Annotated in this window: 14 protein-coding genes; 6 read left to right on the top strand and 8 right to left on the bottom strand. The window is 29.3% G+C overall.

The annotated features are described in order from the left end of the window. Positions 1-69: 69 nt before the first annotated feature. Entirely contained in the window at positions 70-528 is a 459-nt protein-coding gene (locus tag AABM47_RS02525) for an OsmC family protein (RefSeq protein WP_338409352.1), read from the bottom strand. 2 nt (positions 529-530) lie between these two features. Beyond that, a complete protein-coding gene (locus tag AABM47_RS02520) occupies positions 531-1,823 on the bottom strand; it encodes a PLP-dependent transferase (RefSeq protein ID WP_338409351.1) in 1,293 nt (430 codons plus the stop codon). Between the two features lie 734 nt (positions 1,824-2,557). Between AABM47_RS02520 and metK the strand changes: the two genes are divergently transcribed. Beyond that, positions 2,558-3,808, top strand: coding sequence for a methionine adenosyltransferase (metK, locus tag AABM47_RS02515; RefSeq protein WP_338409350.1), 1,251 nt, complete (start codon positions 2,558-2,560; stop codon positions 3,806-3,808). Between the two features lie 165 nt (positions 3,809-3,973). On the opposite strand, the gene AABM47_RS02510 is transcribed toward metK, so the two are convergent. The 3 genes from AABM47_RS02510 to AABM47_RS02500 form a co-directional block, all read right to left on the bottom strand. Continuing rightward, the gene (locus AABM47_RS02510; protein WP_338409349.1) at positions 3,974-6,664 is read right to left on the bottom strand and encodes a carboxypeptidase-like regulatory domain-containing protein; all 2,691 of its coding nucleotides are present in this window, start codon (positions 6,662-6,664) and stop codon (positions 3,974-3,976) included. A gap of 118 nt (positions 6,665-6,782) precedes the next feature. Next, entirely contained in the window at positions 6,783-7,634 is an 852-nt protein-coding gene (locus tag AABM47_RS02505) for a GLPGLI family protein (RefSeq protein ID WP_338409348.1), read from the bottom strand. A gap of 28 nt (positions 7,635-7,662) precedes the next feature. Next, on the bottom strand, positions 7,663-9,303 hold the full coding sequence (locus tag AABM47_RS02500; protein ID WP_338409347.1) for a hypothetical protein: 1,641 nt from the start codon (positions 9,301-9,303) through the stop codon (positions 7,663-7,665). Between the two features lie 120 nt (positions 9,304-9,423). Between AABM47_RS02500 and AABM47_RS02495 the strand changes: the two genes are divergently transcribed. Then, positions 9,424-10,869 (top strand): ATP-binding protein, encoded by a 1,446-nt coding sequence (locus tag AABM47_RS02495; protein ID WP_338409346.1) that lies wholly within the window; start codon positions 9,424-9,426, stop codon positions 10,867-10,869. Next, positions 10,859-11,533 (top strand): response regulator transcription factor, encoded by a 675-nt coding sequence (locus AABM47_RS02490; RefSeq protein WP_338409345.1) that lies wholly within the window; start codon positions 10,859-10,861, stop codon positions 11,531-11,533. Before AABM47_RS02495 ends, AABM47_RS02490 begins: the two co-directional genes overlap by 11 nt. Positions 11,534-11,598: 65 nt before the next feature. Here AABM47_RS02490 and AABM47_RS02485 read toward each other — a convergent pair whose 3' ends face one another. Beyond that, positions 11,599-12,432, bottom strand: a complete 834-nt coding sequence (locus AABM47_RS02485; protein WP_338409344.1) for a GLPGLI family protein — start codon at positions 12,430-12,432, stop codon at positions 11,599-11,601. A gap of 30 nt (positions 12,433-12,462) precedes the next feature. Beyond that, positions 12,463-13,341, bottom strand: coding sequence for a GLPGLI family protein (locus tag AABM47_RS02480; protein ID WP_338409343.1), 879 nt, complete (start codon positions 13,339-13,341; stop codon positions 12,463-12,465). Between the two features lie 128 nt (positions 13,342-13,469). On the opposite strand from AABM47_RS02480, the gene AABM47_RS02475 reads away from it, so the two are divergent. Genes AABM47_RS02475 through AABM47_RS02465 form a run of 3 tightly spaced genes read left to right on the top strand, consistent with a single transcriptional unit; the run spans position 13,470 to position 15,566 of the window. Next, positions 13,470-14,309: a hypothetical protein gene (locus AABM47_RS02475; RefSeq protein WP_338409342.1), complete on the top strand. Its 840-nt coding sequence runs from the start codon at positions 13,470-13,472 to the stop codon at positions 14,307-14,309. After that, positions 14,309-14,923, top strand: a complete 615-nt coding sequence (locus AABM47_RS02470; protein WP_338409341.1) for a deoxynucleoside kinase — start codon at positions 14,309-14,311, stop codon at positions 14,921-14,923. Before AABM47_RS02475 ends, AABM47_RS02470 begins: the two co-directional genes overlap by 1 nt. A 52-nt stretch (positions 14,924-14,975) precedes the next feature. Continuing rightward, the gene (locus AABM47_RS02465; protein ID WP_338409340.1) at positions 14,976-15,566 is read left to right on the top strand and encodes a carboxymuconolactone decarboxylase family protein; all 591 of its coding nucleotides are present in this window, start codon (positions 14,976-14,978) and stop codon (positions 15,564-15,566) included. Here AABM47_RS02465 and AABM47_RS02460 read toward each other — a convergent pair. Further along, the coding region (locus tag AABM47_RS02460; protein WP_338409339.1) for a glycoside hydrolase family 2 protein at positions 15,563-16,233 on the bottom strand (671 nt) is incomplete at its 5' end. The genes AABM47_RS02465 and AABM47_RS02460 overlap by 4 nt on opposite strands.

Below are 16,233 nucleotides of genomic sequence, written 5' to 3'. Positions count from 1 at the left end.
TCTTTTAAAGTTTATTTTAAACTGCCTTTGTGTGCATATTTGACAAAGGCAGTTCATTTCTTAAAACAATTAAGTTGATGAGATAACTTCAAATTCATTAATTAAACTAACATTTATTGGTGTTAGGTTTATTAAGTTATCATAAACAGGGCATCTACTTTCTACTATAGACAACCAATTTTGCAGATCTTTATATGAAGCATCCGAATTTGCTTTTACTATAACATCAATTTTATTAAATCCCGCTCTTTCATTTGTTTCAATTCCATAATATTTATCAGTATTGATGTCTCCAGATATTTCAACTTGCAGTGACTCTATAACAATATTTAACTCTTTTGCTACAACAACGCCAACAGCATTAATACAGCCGGCATAACCTGCTAAAATATATTCAATTGGACTTGGCGCATCAAGTGCTTTGTGGTGTTTGTTTTTACTGATTCGAATGTCGAATTCACTAGTTTTTACTAAAAATTGTTCTCCTCTTCGTGAAAAACCAAGAACATTTACAGTCTTGAGTGCCATAATTATACTTTTTGTGAGTTGTTAATTGAAATGAAAACTTCCTTTAAATCAGCTTTTAAATCTTCAATATCTTCTAAACCTACAGACAAACGAATCAAATCTTTTGTAACTCCCGTTGATTCTTGTTCAGCTTCAGATAATTGTTGGTGTGTAGTACTTGCAGGATGAATAATTAGTGATTTTGTATCTCCAATATTAGCTAACAAAGAAAATATTTTAGTTTGATCTGCCACTTGTTTTGCAGCTTCAAATCCACCATTTAAACCAAAAGTTACAATTCCGCTTTTTCCTTCTGGTAAATATTTATCCGCCAAGGCTTTATATTTTGAAGATTCTAATCCTGGATAATTTACCCAAGCAACACCCGCTTGATTTTCTAACCATTTTGCTAAAGCTAACGCATTCTCTGAATGTTTTTTTATTCTTAATTCTAAAGTTTCTAGACCTTGAATTGTTTGAAAAGCATTAAATGGGCTTAAAGCTGCGCCAAAATCTCTTAGTCCCTCAATTCTAACTTTAGCAATAAATGACGCCTCTCCTAAAACTTCGTAATACTTTAATCCATGATACCCTGCTGATGGTTCTGTAAATTCAGGAAATTTTCCATTACTCCAATCAAATTTTCCAGAATCAATAATAACCCCTCCTAGTGAAGTTCCATTTCCTGTTATGTATTTTGTAAGGGAATGAATTACAATATCAGCACCATGTTTAATAGGATTAAGCAAGTAAGGTGTTGCTACGGTATTATCTACAATAAAAGGCACTTTATAGGCTTTCGCTTCTTTTGAAATTGAAGCTAAATCTAAAACATCTAATTTTGGATTACCTAAGCTTTCTACAAAGAATGCCCTCGTATTTTCTTTGGCTGCCTTTCTAAAATTTTCTGGATTTGAGGGGTCTACAAACGTAGTTGTAATTCCTAATCTTGGTAAAGTGACTTTTAATAAATTATATGTACCTCCATAAAGACTGCTTGAGGCAACAATATGATCACCTGCTTTTAGCAAAACTAAAAGTGTGGTTGCTATTGCTGCTGTTCCAGAGGCCGTTACTACGGCACCTATACCACCTTCAAGAGTTGACAATCGTTGTTCTAGAATGTCATTTGTTGGATTATTTAACCTTGTGTAAATAAATCCTGCTTCAGTTAAGCCAAATAAATTAGCAGCATGATCTGAATTGTTAAAAACGTAGGAAGATGTTTGATAAATAGGAACGGCTCTTGTTCCTGCATTTTTTGTTACGTCATGTCCAGCATGTAAAGCGTTTGTTGAAAATTTTTGTGTACTCATTTTTGTGTATTTAAATATTAATATGGTTTTTTTTATAATTTAGATTCTGAAACAATTTTAGTTTAAATGAAAAAGTTCCTTTTAGCTTATTTGCCAAAGGAACTTTATGAATTATAGATTAACTACAATTAAATTTTCCTTAATAGGCAATAGTGATGACACATGCAGCACATAGCGTAAACGTTTATACAGCACATCATCATTTTGTTAATTATTATTTTCATTTTATTTTCATTTTGTTTTTGTTATAAAAAAAAACCTCTGCGATTTGCAGAGGTTTTTTTTGTTATATTTTAATAATTTAAAATTATGCAAAAGAAATGCTCTGCGGAGGTTTCCACATAATCATACACATATTGCACATTGTTAAATTCATTTTATCTAATTTTTGATGGGTCAAAGATATAAATTAATTTTAATTTAAGAAATTTTTTCTAATATATTTTATTTTATGGTTTTATTTGGTTTTATTTTCTGTACATATATCTTTTTGTAGTTTTATTTTTTGTAAATGTAAAGTAGAGGTAAAAGCTATAAAAACATATAAAAATCATAAATGTTTAATAATATTTTTTCAATTCAAATAGTCTTTATACATTTGCAATATAATTAGAGGAAAAATTTGACTGATTGCAACCTCATTAAAAAAATGCTAAAGCAGAAACTCTTCTTTAGTCTATACCTGCAATTTTTCTACTTTTTTTCCATTATAAAATTAACTTAAATTTTAAAATATGGCTTATTTATTTACGTCTGAATCTGTTAGTGAAGGACATCCAGACAAAGTAGCAGATCAAATTAGTGATGCATTAATTGACAACTTTTTAGCTTTTGATTCAGAATCAAAGGTGGCTTGTGAAACTTTAGTAACAACAGGTCAAGTTATATTAGCTGGAGAAGTTAAATCTAACACCTATTTAGACGTTCAACAAATTGCAAGAGATGTAATTAAAAAAATTGGCTACACCAAAAGTGAATATATGTTTGAAGCAGATTCATGCGGTATTTTATCTGCCATTCATGAGCAATCATCTGATATTAATCAAGGAGTTGATCGAGCCAATAAAGAAGACCAAGGCGCTGGTGACCAAGGCATGATGTTTGGATACGCTACTAATGAAACAGAAAATTATATGCCATTAGCATTAGATTTGTCTCATGCTTTATTAAAAGAATTAGCTCAACTAAGAAGAGAGAATAACGAAATTAAATATTTGAGACCTGATGCAAAATCTCAAGTTACTTTAGAATACTCTGACGACAACAAGCCAGTAAGAATTGATGCTATAGTTATATCAACTCAGCATGATGATTTTGCTCCAGAATCGGAAATGCTAGCTAAAATTAAAAGTGATTTAGTTTCTATTTTAATTCCAAGAATAAAGGTACAATACCCTCAATATTCACATTTATTTAATGATGACATCACGTATCACATTAATCCAACTGGAAAATTTGTAATTGGCGGGCCTCATGGTGATACTGGTTTAACAGGAAGAAAAATAATTGTAGATACCTATGGCGGAAAAGGAGCACATGGTGGGGGTGCTTTTTCTGGTAAGGATCCTAGTAAAGTGGACCGAAGTGGTGCTTATGCTACCCGACATATTGCTAAAAACTTAGTAGCGGCTGGTTTATGTGATGAAGTTTTGGTACAAGTTTCATATGCGATTGGTGTGGCTAAGCCAACATCTATTAATGTGGTAACTTATGGGACATCTAAACTAGATTTAACTGATGGTGAGATTAGCAAAATAGTTGAGTCTGTTTTTGATATGCGCCCTTACTTTATAGAACAACGATTAAAATTAAGAAATCCTATATATAGTGAAACTGCTGCTTATGGACATATGGGAAGAACTCCTGAAACGGTAACCAAAACATTTTCGGCTCCTGGTGGTCTTCAAAAAACAGTTACAGTAGAATTGTTTACCTGGGAAAAACTAGATTTTGTTGATCAAGTTAAAACTGCTTTTGGCCTTTAAACTTACTTATTAAAATGCACAAAAAAACCTGATTCTTTTAAGGAATCAGGTTTTTTTTTGTGTTAGTAACTAAGGCGTTCTTGGAGTTTTGTTATTTGATTTTTTTAAACAACAAAAAAACGAATGCCGAAAGCACAACACCAGATTTTAACTGGTGAAGGTGTCCTATAAATTATATTTTAAACTTAAAATTACATATCGCGGTTGAACTACATAACTTGAAAAGGTGCTGATTCCTGCGATTTGGTTGAAACTGTTATTGTTTAATGCTTTAGTTTCTAGTAAGTTTGTTCCTGATATTTTATATTCCCATTTGCTATCTTTCTTTTGATATACTAAACTGGCGCTTAAGAAGTCATATTCTGTATCGATGGTTTTTGCTTTGTTTCTGTTGTGATAAAAACTATAATCAGAAACTAATGAGAAAGCATCTAAGAAAAAATATTCGAGCCCAAGTGTAGGACTATCTGTATAAAACACATCAGAAAAGTTGTCGTTTATTGTGTAGCCATATCCCAAGGAAATGTTTGGAATGTTTTTATAATTAGTTGAAAACTTGAAGTTATAATTTTGTGTAAATGATTCCGTTGTTTGTATTACATCGGGTTGTGAGGGCTGTACTCTAATGTTATTAAATTTACTCCAATTCATATTTAGACCCGCAGAAGCTTTATAATATTTGGCAAAAGAACGTCCATAATTAAACGAGCCAGAAAAGGTTTCATCGGCAAAATTTGAATCTATATTAACCGAAGATGAAACTTGGTTTACACCCTCTAGCAGAGCTTTGTTTTTTATAGCATCTGTTTGTTTTGTATATCGAATATTTGCAAATATATTTTCAAAATTAAACATATTATATTTAAAATAACGCAATACATGAGATTGAGAAAGTGAGTTTTCTAAAGCTCTATTTCCGCTGAAAAGATTGTTGTAATTCGAAAAAATAAACCCTTCAGCTAGTTTTGTAATATCTGTAAAGTTATTTTGCAAAGAGAACTCATAAGTTATAGTTTCTGATTTTTTTATTTGATACAAAGCATACAGGTCGGGTAATAAACGCGTAAAATTCATACTTGTTGATGTTCCTAACTGCTTGTCTTTTGTACTGTAATTATGCAAACTAAAGCCAGGTGTTACTGTAAATTTGCCCTTAATAAATTTGTAGTGTAATCCTAAAAAAACATCATTAAACCTATAGTCGACATCGTTGTTATTTTCAACATCTGTCAAATTATTTAGTGCACCACTATCTAAAGTTTGATAAATAGCCGAATTAAAGTTTTGATTTGAATAAGTACTTCCTAGGGTAACATTAATATTACTTTTTGGCGTCAACATATAATAGTAATCAAATTTAGTGTCAGCTTTGTTTGTTTTTACAAAGCGGCTTTGACTGATGTCATTTTGTGTTTGTCCGGTTGTATACCCTGAAAACAAAAAGGGTTGTGTTTCTAAATTGGCATTATAAAAAGGGTCTTCTTCTTGAAACAAATGCTGAATTTCAAATGCAAAAACGTTTTTGTCATTTAGCGTGTAGTAATAGTTGAAGTTTTGATTTAATGATAAAGGGTTTTGATTTTTGTTGGTATACACATCAGCCAAAACAGACGAAAATAAAGTTTGATCTTCTTTTTGGTCAGAAAATTTCATTAAAACATCATAATCAATATGTAGTTTTTCTGAAGGTACATAACTGGAACTTAATTTAAGTAAAGTTTGTGTACTCAATTGGTTGGTTACATTTTGTTTCGTTTCGTCTGGCAAAGGATCAGGTCTTTGTGTAATCGTATTTGTTTGTGTTTGTGATTTGTTTCCTAAAAGAATTGCAAAACCACTAAATGTTAAAGCCTTAGAAGGGTTATAGCTAAAGTTTGCTGCGCCAAATTTAGTTTCAATATTTGCAGCTTCATTGTTATTTAAGTTTCCAATTCCTAGATCGTTAGATGCTATATTAAAATTAGTCCGTCCTTTTCTCATCATGTTTTTAAAGCCACCAGTAAACTTAAAGTAGTCTCTCGTTGTTAGTGGCAATTCTCCAATGTTATTGAAATTACTGATAACATTAACACTAAACTTAGGATTATAATAGAATAATTTTGGATTAATCAAATATCTATCTGTGTCAACTCCATGTCCACCACCTAGAGTTACATCTCCAAACCAAAAATTCTTTTTCCCTTCTTTAAGTTTTATATTTATGGCAATGCTTTCTTCGTTGTTTTCTAATCCTTTTAAGTTAGAAACCTCATTGTAATTTCTTAGAACTTGAATTTTATCTAATGCATTAGCTGGAATGTTTTTGGTAGCAATTTTTGTGTCACCATCAAAAAAATCTTTCCCTTCTACCATTACTTTTTGAACTGACTTACCTTCTACAGTAATATTTCCATCAGCATCTACCTCAACTCCTGGTAGTTTTTTTAATACATCTTCTAATTTTCGTTCGGTTCCATTTGTAAACGAGTCTGAATTGTAAATTATAGTATCTCCCGAGATAGAAACAGGCATTTCATAAACCAACTCTATTTCGCTAAGCATATTGCCTTCTTTTAAAACAATATTAAAGTTCATTTGTTTGTCGAGTGTTTGAACTTGTTTTTCAAGAGATTGAAAGCCTATATAGCTAAATTTTAAAGTATAAGATGCGTTGGCTGTTAAATTTAATTGAAATTTACCCGCGTCATTAGTAATGGCATATGCATCCATGGCTTTTGTATCGTTATTAATTGCCATTACGTTAGCCATTTCTAAAGCTGTGTTAGTAGAGTCTTTTACTGTTCCTTCAAAACGAATATTTTGAGAAAAACAAAATGATACAACAAGCAAACAAACAAATAAGAGGTGATTTTTCATTTTAACTTTTAAGAGGTTAGTGTAAGTACATAAGTCTGTTTTTATAATTTTTGTTACAGTATATGATACACTTTGACTACAAAATCTAAAAAAGGTTTAAATTTTTTATATACGAATGTTAACGTGTAATAATAATCGTATTCTCATCATTTTGTTGATCATACATCATTTGATTTATTCTTTCATGTTTTATTGTATCAAATTCTTTTTGCGTTACTTTTTTACCTGATTTGGGGGCTTTTATTGTTATTTTTTCAGTAGTATTCAATATTATTTTTGAGCAAAGAAAAACGGTTTCATTTGCATGTAATTCTAATATTAATCCTGGTAAGCCACCATACATGTCAGGCCCATTAGACACAGGTATATCTAATGTAAACCAAGCCTCTACTGTTTCTTCTGCAGGCTCTACAAGAGTCATAAAATTAGTCTTTTCTATATCTTGGTTCTTGACCAACTCTTCATATAATTTTTTATCTTCGTCGGTAACAGGGATAATTAAAATTGCCTTATAGCATGTATAAATTCCTATTTTCTTTTGCTCGGGTTCTATGGTCCAATTCATTTTCGGCAATGAATCTACTACCAAAAAATCCTTTCCAAAAATATTTTCCTCAGACAAATACTTTTGTTCTTTTAAATTTTTATAAATTTTAGCCCTATTCTCGCCATCAAATTGCATCTGAATTCCTGAATTTCCCATAGTAGGATTACTTAGTTTTTGATCTTCTTCATAAAAAGATTCAAATTTGTTAAAATTTAAAACATATGTTTTTTCAAACGCTTTAGCTATTTGGGCTTTTATCTCAGCTTGGATGTCTGGAGTCATTCTGTTATCACTTTGGAATTCCAATTCTTCTACATTTAATTGCTTTTTTGAAGAATATATAGCTAATCCTTGAAAGTCTTGTCCTATACTTTTGAATGTTACTGTACAAATAACTAGTAAGCTTAATGTTAATCGTATCATATTTTTTTTTAATAAAAGTGTTTTGTTTTTAAAATGAATACAGCAACTTGAGGTTTTTTTCATCTGTAAATTTAAAAACAGGAGCAGAATCCTCTTTTGTTGAAATAGAAATACCTTCTATTAGCTTTTCTGTATTAAAATTTATATAATCTCCATCTTCTATATATTTTTTTATACTGGATCTTACTTCTGAACTTGGTATATAAGCAGAAACAAGTTTTTCAAAAGTTTCTAATGATATGTTTAATCCAAATGGAAGATTTGCATTCTTTCGCTCCTTATTATAGTCTATCATTAAGTCTCGAATAGTCTTAGTTCCATTTGATGCTAGTCTGATTTTATTGTCCAGATAGAATGCAAAAATAAATCCTTTTGGGTAATTAATAACCATCGCACTTTGATCTAATCTTACGTTTTCTTGAATAAATTTATTAGTACGATTTTCTGGCGGAAGTTTCTTAAAATTTGTATAGTATGCTTTAAAATTGTAGTTAAAAATTTCTTCAAACTGACTGGCATCTAAAAAACCAGAACTACCACCTGTATAAAGTGTTATATACTCTGTAAAGCCTTCATTAAACCATAAATGATCAAAACTTCCGCCTAGAGATATGAGCCATCTGTGAATGGACTCATGCACTACAACTAGAGCTTCTTGAAAACCTATCTCACCAATAAAAGTGCCCAAAAAACCATTTTGAAAGGCTTCTGCAGAGAAAAAACCTTTGTTACTAAACTTTGTAAGGTCTTCTTTAGGAATAGCCGAGGTGTTTTTACAATATACAAAGTAATGGGAAAAATCATAATCGTTAAAAAATCGCATAGTTTCTGGCATTACTTTTTGTACCGCATTTTTAATAATTGCTTGGTTTTCAGAAAATTTCTCCTCTGTATTTAAAATGTAATGAGGAATGTTTTGAACCATAAAAGAGTCTGTTTTTAAATGTTCAGAAAACAAATAAAGAGAACCCATAAGTTCATATATAGATAAGGTTTTGTTTTTTGTTAAATCAAAAGTATTAAATTTACTAGGAACATCTGTCCAAGATACAGAATGGTCTAATTTTGAGATATCTTCCTCTTGTGAAAACAATAAAAAATGTCTTCCAAGCAGTTTCAAGTAATCTTTTTTCACCATAGCTTCGCCATTCATTGCCATGGCTTCATTAAGGGGTATGGTTTTTCCGTCATTTGTATTTTCAGCATTTAGTGTATAGCTAATTTCCACTACATCACGTCCGCTGGTATTATGAATGTAATAAGCATTCCTATCTTGTTCAAAAGTAACACCAGCAGCCACACTAAAGTTTTCAATCGCATTTGCACTCGAGTAGGGATCAAATGGGTTTGGTGAATAGAAAAGTGTAATTTCTTTTTTTCCTAAAGTAGGTAATTTTATATTAACTTTAACTTTTGACGATTCACCATTCCATGACAAAGTATAATTTACAATGTTTGTCTGACTATTTTTTAATAACACATTGCCGTATGAAAATGTCAACAAAAGAGATAGCATTACTGTATAAATACTTCTTTTATTTTTATTATTTACATAGCACACTAAATTTGTTTTTTGATTATCCATGGAATTTCTAACGTGAAAACCTTGTGTAATTCTTTTTATTGCATTTGTAAAGGTAAACGGCAAACTTACTTTTAATTGTCTCATGATTTAATTGTTTTAAATTTATGGTACAAAGAAAAAAATTAAAAAACTAAAATTTGGTTAATCTTTGTTAACGTATGTTAACGACCTATTATTTTAAAAAAAAGACATTACTTTTGAAATATGAAAATAAGCACCCAAAAAATATTCTTTCTTATTAGTGCTATAATTCTAGCAACTATAAGTTTACAGGTTTATTGGAATTATAAAAACTATATATCAAATACAACTAGCCTTTCTAATGAAATTCAAATTGCTTTTGATAGAACTTTAGAAACTTATTTTAATGAAGAGTCAAAAGAGGAAATGATTAGCATAGTGAGTACTGATGAAAATCTAAAAACGAAAGATTTTGTCAGTATGATTATACTAGATTCAGAAATTAATTTTGCTTCAGAAACTGACAAGTCTAATCAAACAGAAAAAACAGAAAACGTAAAAGATGGATCAAATACATTTTTACAAAAATCAAAAAAAAAATCTTTATTTAAAGTCCTAAAAGGGAAACAAGCTTATGATGAAATCAGAAACACTAAACAGCTTCCGAATCGTTTTGTGATTTCTTTTTCTAGTGATTCTATCAAATACAATATTGTTGACTCCATTTTTAAGACCGAATTAAATCGAAAAAAAATTCACTTAAACTATGGATTTAAACATATGAAAAATGATTCTTTAATTAATTATTTCACTAAAAATAAAGAAGATTTTCATCAAAAAATTGTTTCAAAATCTTCGTTTTTTAAACCATCTGAAACACTTGTTTTACATTTTAATTATTCTAATTTAATGTTGTTTCAAAGAATGGGTAACGAAATAATTTTGTCTTTTGTTTTTTTAATAGCAGTAATTAGCTGTTTGTTTTTTATGTTACATATTATTAACAAACAGAAAAGAATTGATGAAATTAAAAACGATTTTATAAATAATATAACCCATGAATTTAAAACACCAATAACAACAATTTCTACTGCACTAGAAGCAATGAGTAATTTTAATCCATTAAATGACATTGAAAAAAATAAAAAATATATTTCAATATCTGTAAGTCAACTTTCTAAATTAGAAAACATGGTTGAAAAAATACTAGAAACAGCAACGTTAAACACAGACGAACTTAAACTAAATTATGAACAATTAGACTTGATTTCTTTTATAAACATAATAGTAGAAAAGCACCAAACAATAACAACTAAAAAAATATCTTTTTTAAACGATTTGAACCATTTACTGTTTTGGGCAGATCCATTTTATCTTGAAAATGTTTTTTTAAACTTAATCGATAATAGCATTAAATATGGAGGAGAAGCTATAACGATAACAACTCAAATTACAGATAATAATATATTAATTGATGTAACTGACAATGGTAATAATATTCCAAAATATGAAGAAAAAGCTATTTTCGATAAATTTTATAGAATTCCTAAAGGAAACATTCATGATATTAAAGGTTATGGTATAGGTCTTTATTTTTCAAAGATTATACTAGAAAAACATTACGGCTCCTTAACTTTAATTAATACAAATAAAACAACTTTTAGAATTACTTTACCATATGAAAATTAAAATATTACTAGCCGAAGACGAAGCATCTTTAGGACTTATAATTAAAGAAAGTTTAGAGAACAGAAATTTTACTGTTACTTTATGTGAAAATGGGGAAATTGGTTTTAAAACATTTATGAAGTATTCTTTTGATGTTTTAGTACTTGACATTATGATGCCTAAAAAAGATGGCTTTACTCTTGCTGGAGAAATTAGACAAATTAACAAAGAAATACCTATTTTATTTCTAACTGCTATGTCGCGAACAGAAGATGTAATAAAAGGATTTAAAATAGGCTGTAATGATTATATTAAAAAGCCCTTTAGTATAGAAGAATTAATTGTAAGAATAATATCTTTATCGAACAGAAGCCAACAAATTGCTAAAAAAATAATTTTAAATATTGGCAAATATGAATTTAATGTTGAAAAACAACATTTAAAATACGATAATAAAATCTTCAGATTAACAAACAGAGAGACCTCATTACTTGAATTATTAGCGCACAATAAAGGTGAAATCACTGAAAGAGCATTAATTTTAAATACCATTTGGCAAAACGATGATTTTTTTAGCGGCAGAAGTATGGATGTATTTATTACAAAATTACGCAAAAAATTAAACCTCGACCCAACTGTAGAAATAATCAACAGTCGTGGTAGAGGTTATAAACTAATATTTTAAATTATTAAAAAGAACGCTTATAATTTCTGAAAATGGTTTATTATTAGCTCTAAGATAAAGTACGATTAATTCATTTTTATTTGAATAACGCCATCACCGTCCTTCATGCTATTTAACTTATCTTCTTGAATTTTATCAAACTTTTTTTGATTGACTTTTTTACCGTTTTTTGGTGCTTTAATTTCAATTGTGTCTTTAGGGTTTAATACAATTTTAGAGCATAATAAAGTTGTACTACCTTCATGTAATTCGAGAATTAAACCCGGCAAACCCCAATATTTTCCTGGCCCGTTTGAAACTGGAATATCCAATGTATACCAGGCTTCAATAATTTCTTCTTTTGGCTCGTTCATAATAAAAAAACTTGTTTTCCCTAATTCTTGTTTTTTCTTTATTTCTTCATATTCTTTTAAATCTTCATCTGTAACTGGTTTAATTATTTGTGCTTTGTAACAGGTATAATTTCCAATTTTCTTTTGTTCGTTTATTAATTTCCAGTTGAAAATTTTTAAAGAGTCTGTTATTAAAAATTCTTTTCCAAAAATATCTTCATTTGTAATGAATTGCTTGTTTTTAAAATTTTTATAAAGTTTAGACTCGTTATTTCCAGAAGTTATCATTTTAAAATTAACGCTGCCATTATTTGTATTTGGAACTTCTAATTTTTGTTCTTTTTGATAAAGGGATTCAAAATTTGTGAAATTAAGCACATATGTTTCCTCAAATGATTTTTTCATGACAGCCATCAATTTTTCTTGCATTGCAGGAGTCATATCAGGACTTGTGATATTAAAGTTTTTCATTTGTGTTTGAGATGCATAATAGGCTGTTGCTTGAAATTTTTGTCCCAAACATAAATTTATAAAAGACAAGAATAAAAGGCTTATTGAAATTTTCATTATTTATTTTGTTTTTAAATTTTGTAAAAATTATCTGCCGCTTCCGCTGCGACCACGATACATTTCACGCATTTCTTGTGTTTTTTTGATAACTGTATCGTCATATTCTTTTTGGGTAACTACTTTGCCTGTTTTAGGTTCTTTAATATCTGCTTTCTCTTTAACATTTAAAGCTAATTTGGAACATAAAATTATAGTTGTACCGTCATTGACTTCTAAAATTAAACCCGGCAAACCCCAATATTTGTCTGGCCCTTGGTTTATAGGAATTTCAGGAGCATACCAAGCCGTTATGGTTTTATCTTTGATTTGCTCTATGCCATCCATAAAATTAGTTTTTTTATTAGCGGCTGTTGAGTCTTTAGTTTTTTGTTCTTTTTCTTTATTGGTATCACGCATTCTAAAGTTTCTAAAGTCTGATGCTTCGGTTGCTATAATAGCAGTTGCTTTATAACATGTATATTCGCCAATTTTTTTAGATTCAGAAGACATTTGCCATTTATAAGAAGGTAAACTGTCTTTTATTAAAAATTCTTTTCCAAAAAATTCTTTGTCAACAGCATATGTTTTCCCTTTTACATCTTTATACTGTGTGCCACCACCACCCATCATAGATGACATCATTCGTCCACCACTACCATTTTGACCTGGCGCATCTAGTTTTTCTTCTTCTTTATAGATTGAAGCTGATTTATCAAAGTTTAGAACAAAGGTTTTTTCAAACATTTTTTTCATTCTATTTTCAAAATTTTTCATTTGCTCCGGAGTAATATCTCTTCCACTTCCACCAAAATTTTTCATCATTTCTGATGTGCTGGTTTTTGATTGATAGACAGCCATTCCTTGAAAATCTTGAGCTTGAACACATGCAGTTGCAATAAACAACAATGCTAAAATTGTATTTTTCATTTTTACTAGTTTTCTTTAGTCTCAGACTAATATTTGTAGGTAATATTGCGTTAATTTTTAAATGAAGCAGATATTGTTTTATTTGACACTTAAATCTTAAAATTGTTACTTCAATATGTTAAAAAAATATGTTAAATATTGTATATTTAGACTTTACAACCAGCAAATGGTTTAATATGATGAAAAAAATAATTTTATTTATTGTCCTTTTTCTTCCTTTTTTTTCTTGGGCTCAAGCAGATATTGAGTGCCATATTATTGATTCCTTAATCATTAAAGCTGACACATATATTGGAAAAGATATTCTAGAAGCTGATTATTACATATCAAAAAACACATTAATTAAAACGAATCTTTCAAAATCATATTATTATCAAAACATATCTTTTGGGAGAATAAAAACTGTTTGCATTTTAAACCCCCTTCAAATAGTTATTTTTTATACAGATTTTAATGCAATCGTTTTGCTAGACAATCAACTCAATGAAATTCAAATAATTAATGGAAACCTATTTGATATTCCAATAAACATAAGTGTTTTTGGGTTAGCAGCTCAAAATAAATTATGGTTGTTTGATATTTTTACGCAAAAATTTAGCTTGTATGATTTTAAAACAAATACGAACAATACAATTTCTACCGTTATAAATTCCGTTATAAAAGACTATTATAGTAATTATAATTATTTTTATTGGATAGATAACGAAAATCATTTTTATAGCATTTCAATTTTTGGAGCTATTCAAACCCTAGGCACTATTCCAGATTATGATTTTATTCAGATTATTGATGCTTCTAACGTCATATTTAAAAAGAATAATAATCTGTTTTTATTCCATGTAAAGAACCAAACATTACAAAAAATTAATTTAGTTGAAAAAAGCTTTACAAATCATTACTATACAAACGGAATTTTATCTATTTTTACAGATACTAAAATTATTAATTATAAAATTGATTTACTATAATGCATGTAGCAATAGCAGGAAACATTGGAGCAGGAAAGACAACGTTAACTAGATTACTAGCCAAACAATTTAAATGGGAGCCTCATTACGAAGATGTAGTAGACAATCCTTATCTTGATGATTTTTATCACCAAATGGAACGATGGAGTTTTAATTTGCAAATTTATTTCTTAAACAGCCGTTTTCGGCAAGTATTGCAAATTAGAGAAAGTGGTAAAAAAATTATTCAAGACAGAACAATTTATGAGGATGCGCATATTTTTGCACCCAATCTTCATGCCATGGGTTTAATGACAAATAGAGATTTTAAAAATTACAGTTCTTTATTTGAATTGATGGAAGGCCTTGTTGGCCCTCCTGATCTATTGATTTATTTAAGAAGTTCTATTCCTAATTTAGTAAATCAAATACACAAAAGAGGACGAGAATACGAAAACACCATTTCAATAGATTATTTAAGTCGCCTTAATGAACGTTATGAAGCTTGGATTCACAATTATGATAAAAGCAAATTATTAATAATTGATGTTGACAATATAGATTATGTGAACAATCCTGAAGATTTGGGAGAAATTGTTAATAAAATTAATGCTGAAATAAACGGATTATTTTAATTCTACAAAAAACCCTTATTAAAGGGTTTTTTTTATCTAAAAAATAAAAACTATGCCATTAGTAACGCCATTATCACCCGATCACGATAAAAAAACCAAAGAATTAGCTGCTTTTTTTAATGAAACGTTAGGTTTTTGTCCTAATTCGGTTCTAACGATGCAACACAGACCCGCCATTTCAAAAGCTTTTATCAATTTGAACATGGCTGTTATGGAAAATAATGGCAGGGTTACCTCTGCATTAAAACGAATGATTGGATGGGTTAGCAGTAACGCAGCTGGTTGTAGATATTGTCAAGCACATACTATTAGGGCTGCCGAACGTTACGGAGCAGATCAAGAACAATTAGACCATATTTGGGAATACAATACACATCCTGCTTTTTCTGACGCAGAACGTGTGGCATTAGATTTTGCATTAGCCGCTTCTGTCATTCCAAACGCAGTGGACGAAAACATTAAAACTAAACTATACAATCACTGGAATGAAGGAGAAATAGTTGAAATGCTGGGTGTTATTTCTTTATTTGGTTATTTAAATAGATGGAACGATTCTATGGGTACAACTGTGGAAGAGGGTGCTGTGGAAAGTGCCAAAAAATACTTAACCAAAACCGGTTGGAAAAAAGGAAAACATATTTAATTTAATGTATCAAATAAACTTTTAACTTTAATATGTTCTGATGGTTTTGACATGATAATTTTATATACTTGGTTGGGCAAAACATCAAAAAAATTATCACTAAAATGTACCTTTTTATCTGTTGATAAGCAGATGTTCTTTGTCAACACATCAGAGGTGATTTCAAAAGTCACATCATCTATTTTTTTTATTAAAATAGTTGGCTTTGATAATTCTAAATCTTTTGGTTTTACAAAATAAAATACCTTTTTAGCTGAATATTTATCTGAGGTAAATTCAATTTTTAATGCCGTATTTTTTAAAAGGCCTTTTAAAATATCTTTTTTCAAAACCGTAAAATAAGGTTCACTTGAATTTAAATACACCTTAACTTTTAAATTATTTTCTAAAAGTATTTTACCTTTAAAATCAATATGCTGTATTTTTAAGTTTCCCAAACAATTTTCTAAATTATCATTTATAATAAATATTTTATATTCATCTTTTTCTGCTTGAACCGAAATTAATACATTTTCATAACTGTGTTTTACTTGATAGTGAAAGGCTTTCCAATTTCCATAGTAATCTAATGAACTCCAAGATGCAACCGGCCAACAATCATTGAATTGCCAATACAACGTTCCCATGCAATAGGGCTTAGCCAATCGATGTGCTTCGATCGCCGTTT

The sequence above is a fragment of the uncultured Flavobacterium sp. genome, from assembly GCF_963925415.1.
Classification (GTDB): domain Bacteria; phylum Bacteroidota; class Bacteroidia; order Flavobacteriales; family Flavobacteriaceae; genus Flavobacterium.
This window is presented reverse-complemented; position numbering and strand designations above follow the sequence as displayed.

Excerpts from the sequence above, each read along its gene's own strand:
- AABM47_RS02525 (WP_338409352.1), bottom strand. The coding sequence starts at position 528 with ATGGCACTCAAGACTGTAAATGTTCTTGGTTTTTCACGAAGAGGAGAA.
- AABM47_RS02520 (WP_338409351.1), bottom strand. The coding sequence starts at position 1,823 with ATGAGTACACAAAAATTTTCAACAAACGCTTTACATGCTGGACATGAC.
- metK (WP_338409350.1), top strand. The coding sequence starts at position 2,558 with ATGGCTTATTTATTTACGTCTGAATCTGTTAGTGAAGGACATCCAGAC.
- AABM47_RS02510 (WP_338409349.1), bottom strand. The coding sequence starts at position 6,664 with ATGAAAAATCACCTCTTATTTGTTTGTTTGCTTGTTGTATCATTTTGT.
- AABM47_RS02505 (WP_338409348.1), bottom strand. The coding sequence starts at position 7,634 with ATGATACGATTAACATTAAGCTTACTAGTTATTTGTACAGTAACATTC.
- AABM47_RS02500 (WP_338409347.1), bottom strand. The coding sequence starts at position 9,303 with ATGAGACAATTAAAAGTAAGTTTGCCGTTTACCTTTACAAATGCAATA.
- AABM47_RS02495 (WP_338409346.1), top strand. The coding sequence starts at position 9,424 with ATGAAAATAAGCACCCAAAAAATATTCTTTCTTATTAGTGCTATAATT.
- AABM47_RS02490 (WP_338409345.1), top strand. The coding sequence starts at position 10,859 with ATGAAAATTAAAATATTACTAGCCGAAGACGAAGCATCTTTAGGACTT.
- AABM47_RS02485 (WP_338409344.1), bottom strand. The coding sequence starts at position 12,432 with ATGAAAATTTCAATAAGCCTTTTATTCTTGTCTTTTATAAATTTATGT.
- AABM47_RS02480 (WP_338409343.1), bottom strand. The coding sequence starts at position 13,341 with ATGAAAAATACAATTTTAGCATTGTTGTTTATTGCAACTGCATGTGTT.
- AABM47_RS02475 (WP_338409342.1), top strand. The coding sequence starts at position 13,470 with ATGTTAAATATTGTATATTTAGACTTTACAACCAGCAAATGGTTTAAT.
- AABM47_RS02470 (WP_338409341.1), top strand. The coding sequence starts at position 14,309 with ATGCATGTAGCAATAGCAGGAAACATTGGAGCAGGAAAGACAACGTTA.
- AABM47_RS02465 (WP_338409340.1), top strand. The coding sequence starts at position 14,976 with ATGCCATTAGTAACGCCATTATCACCCGATCACGATAAAAAAACCAAA.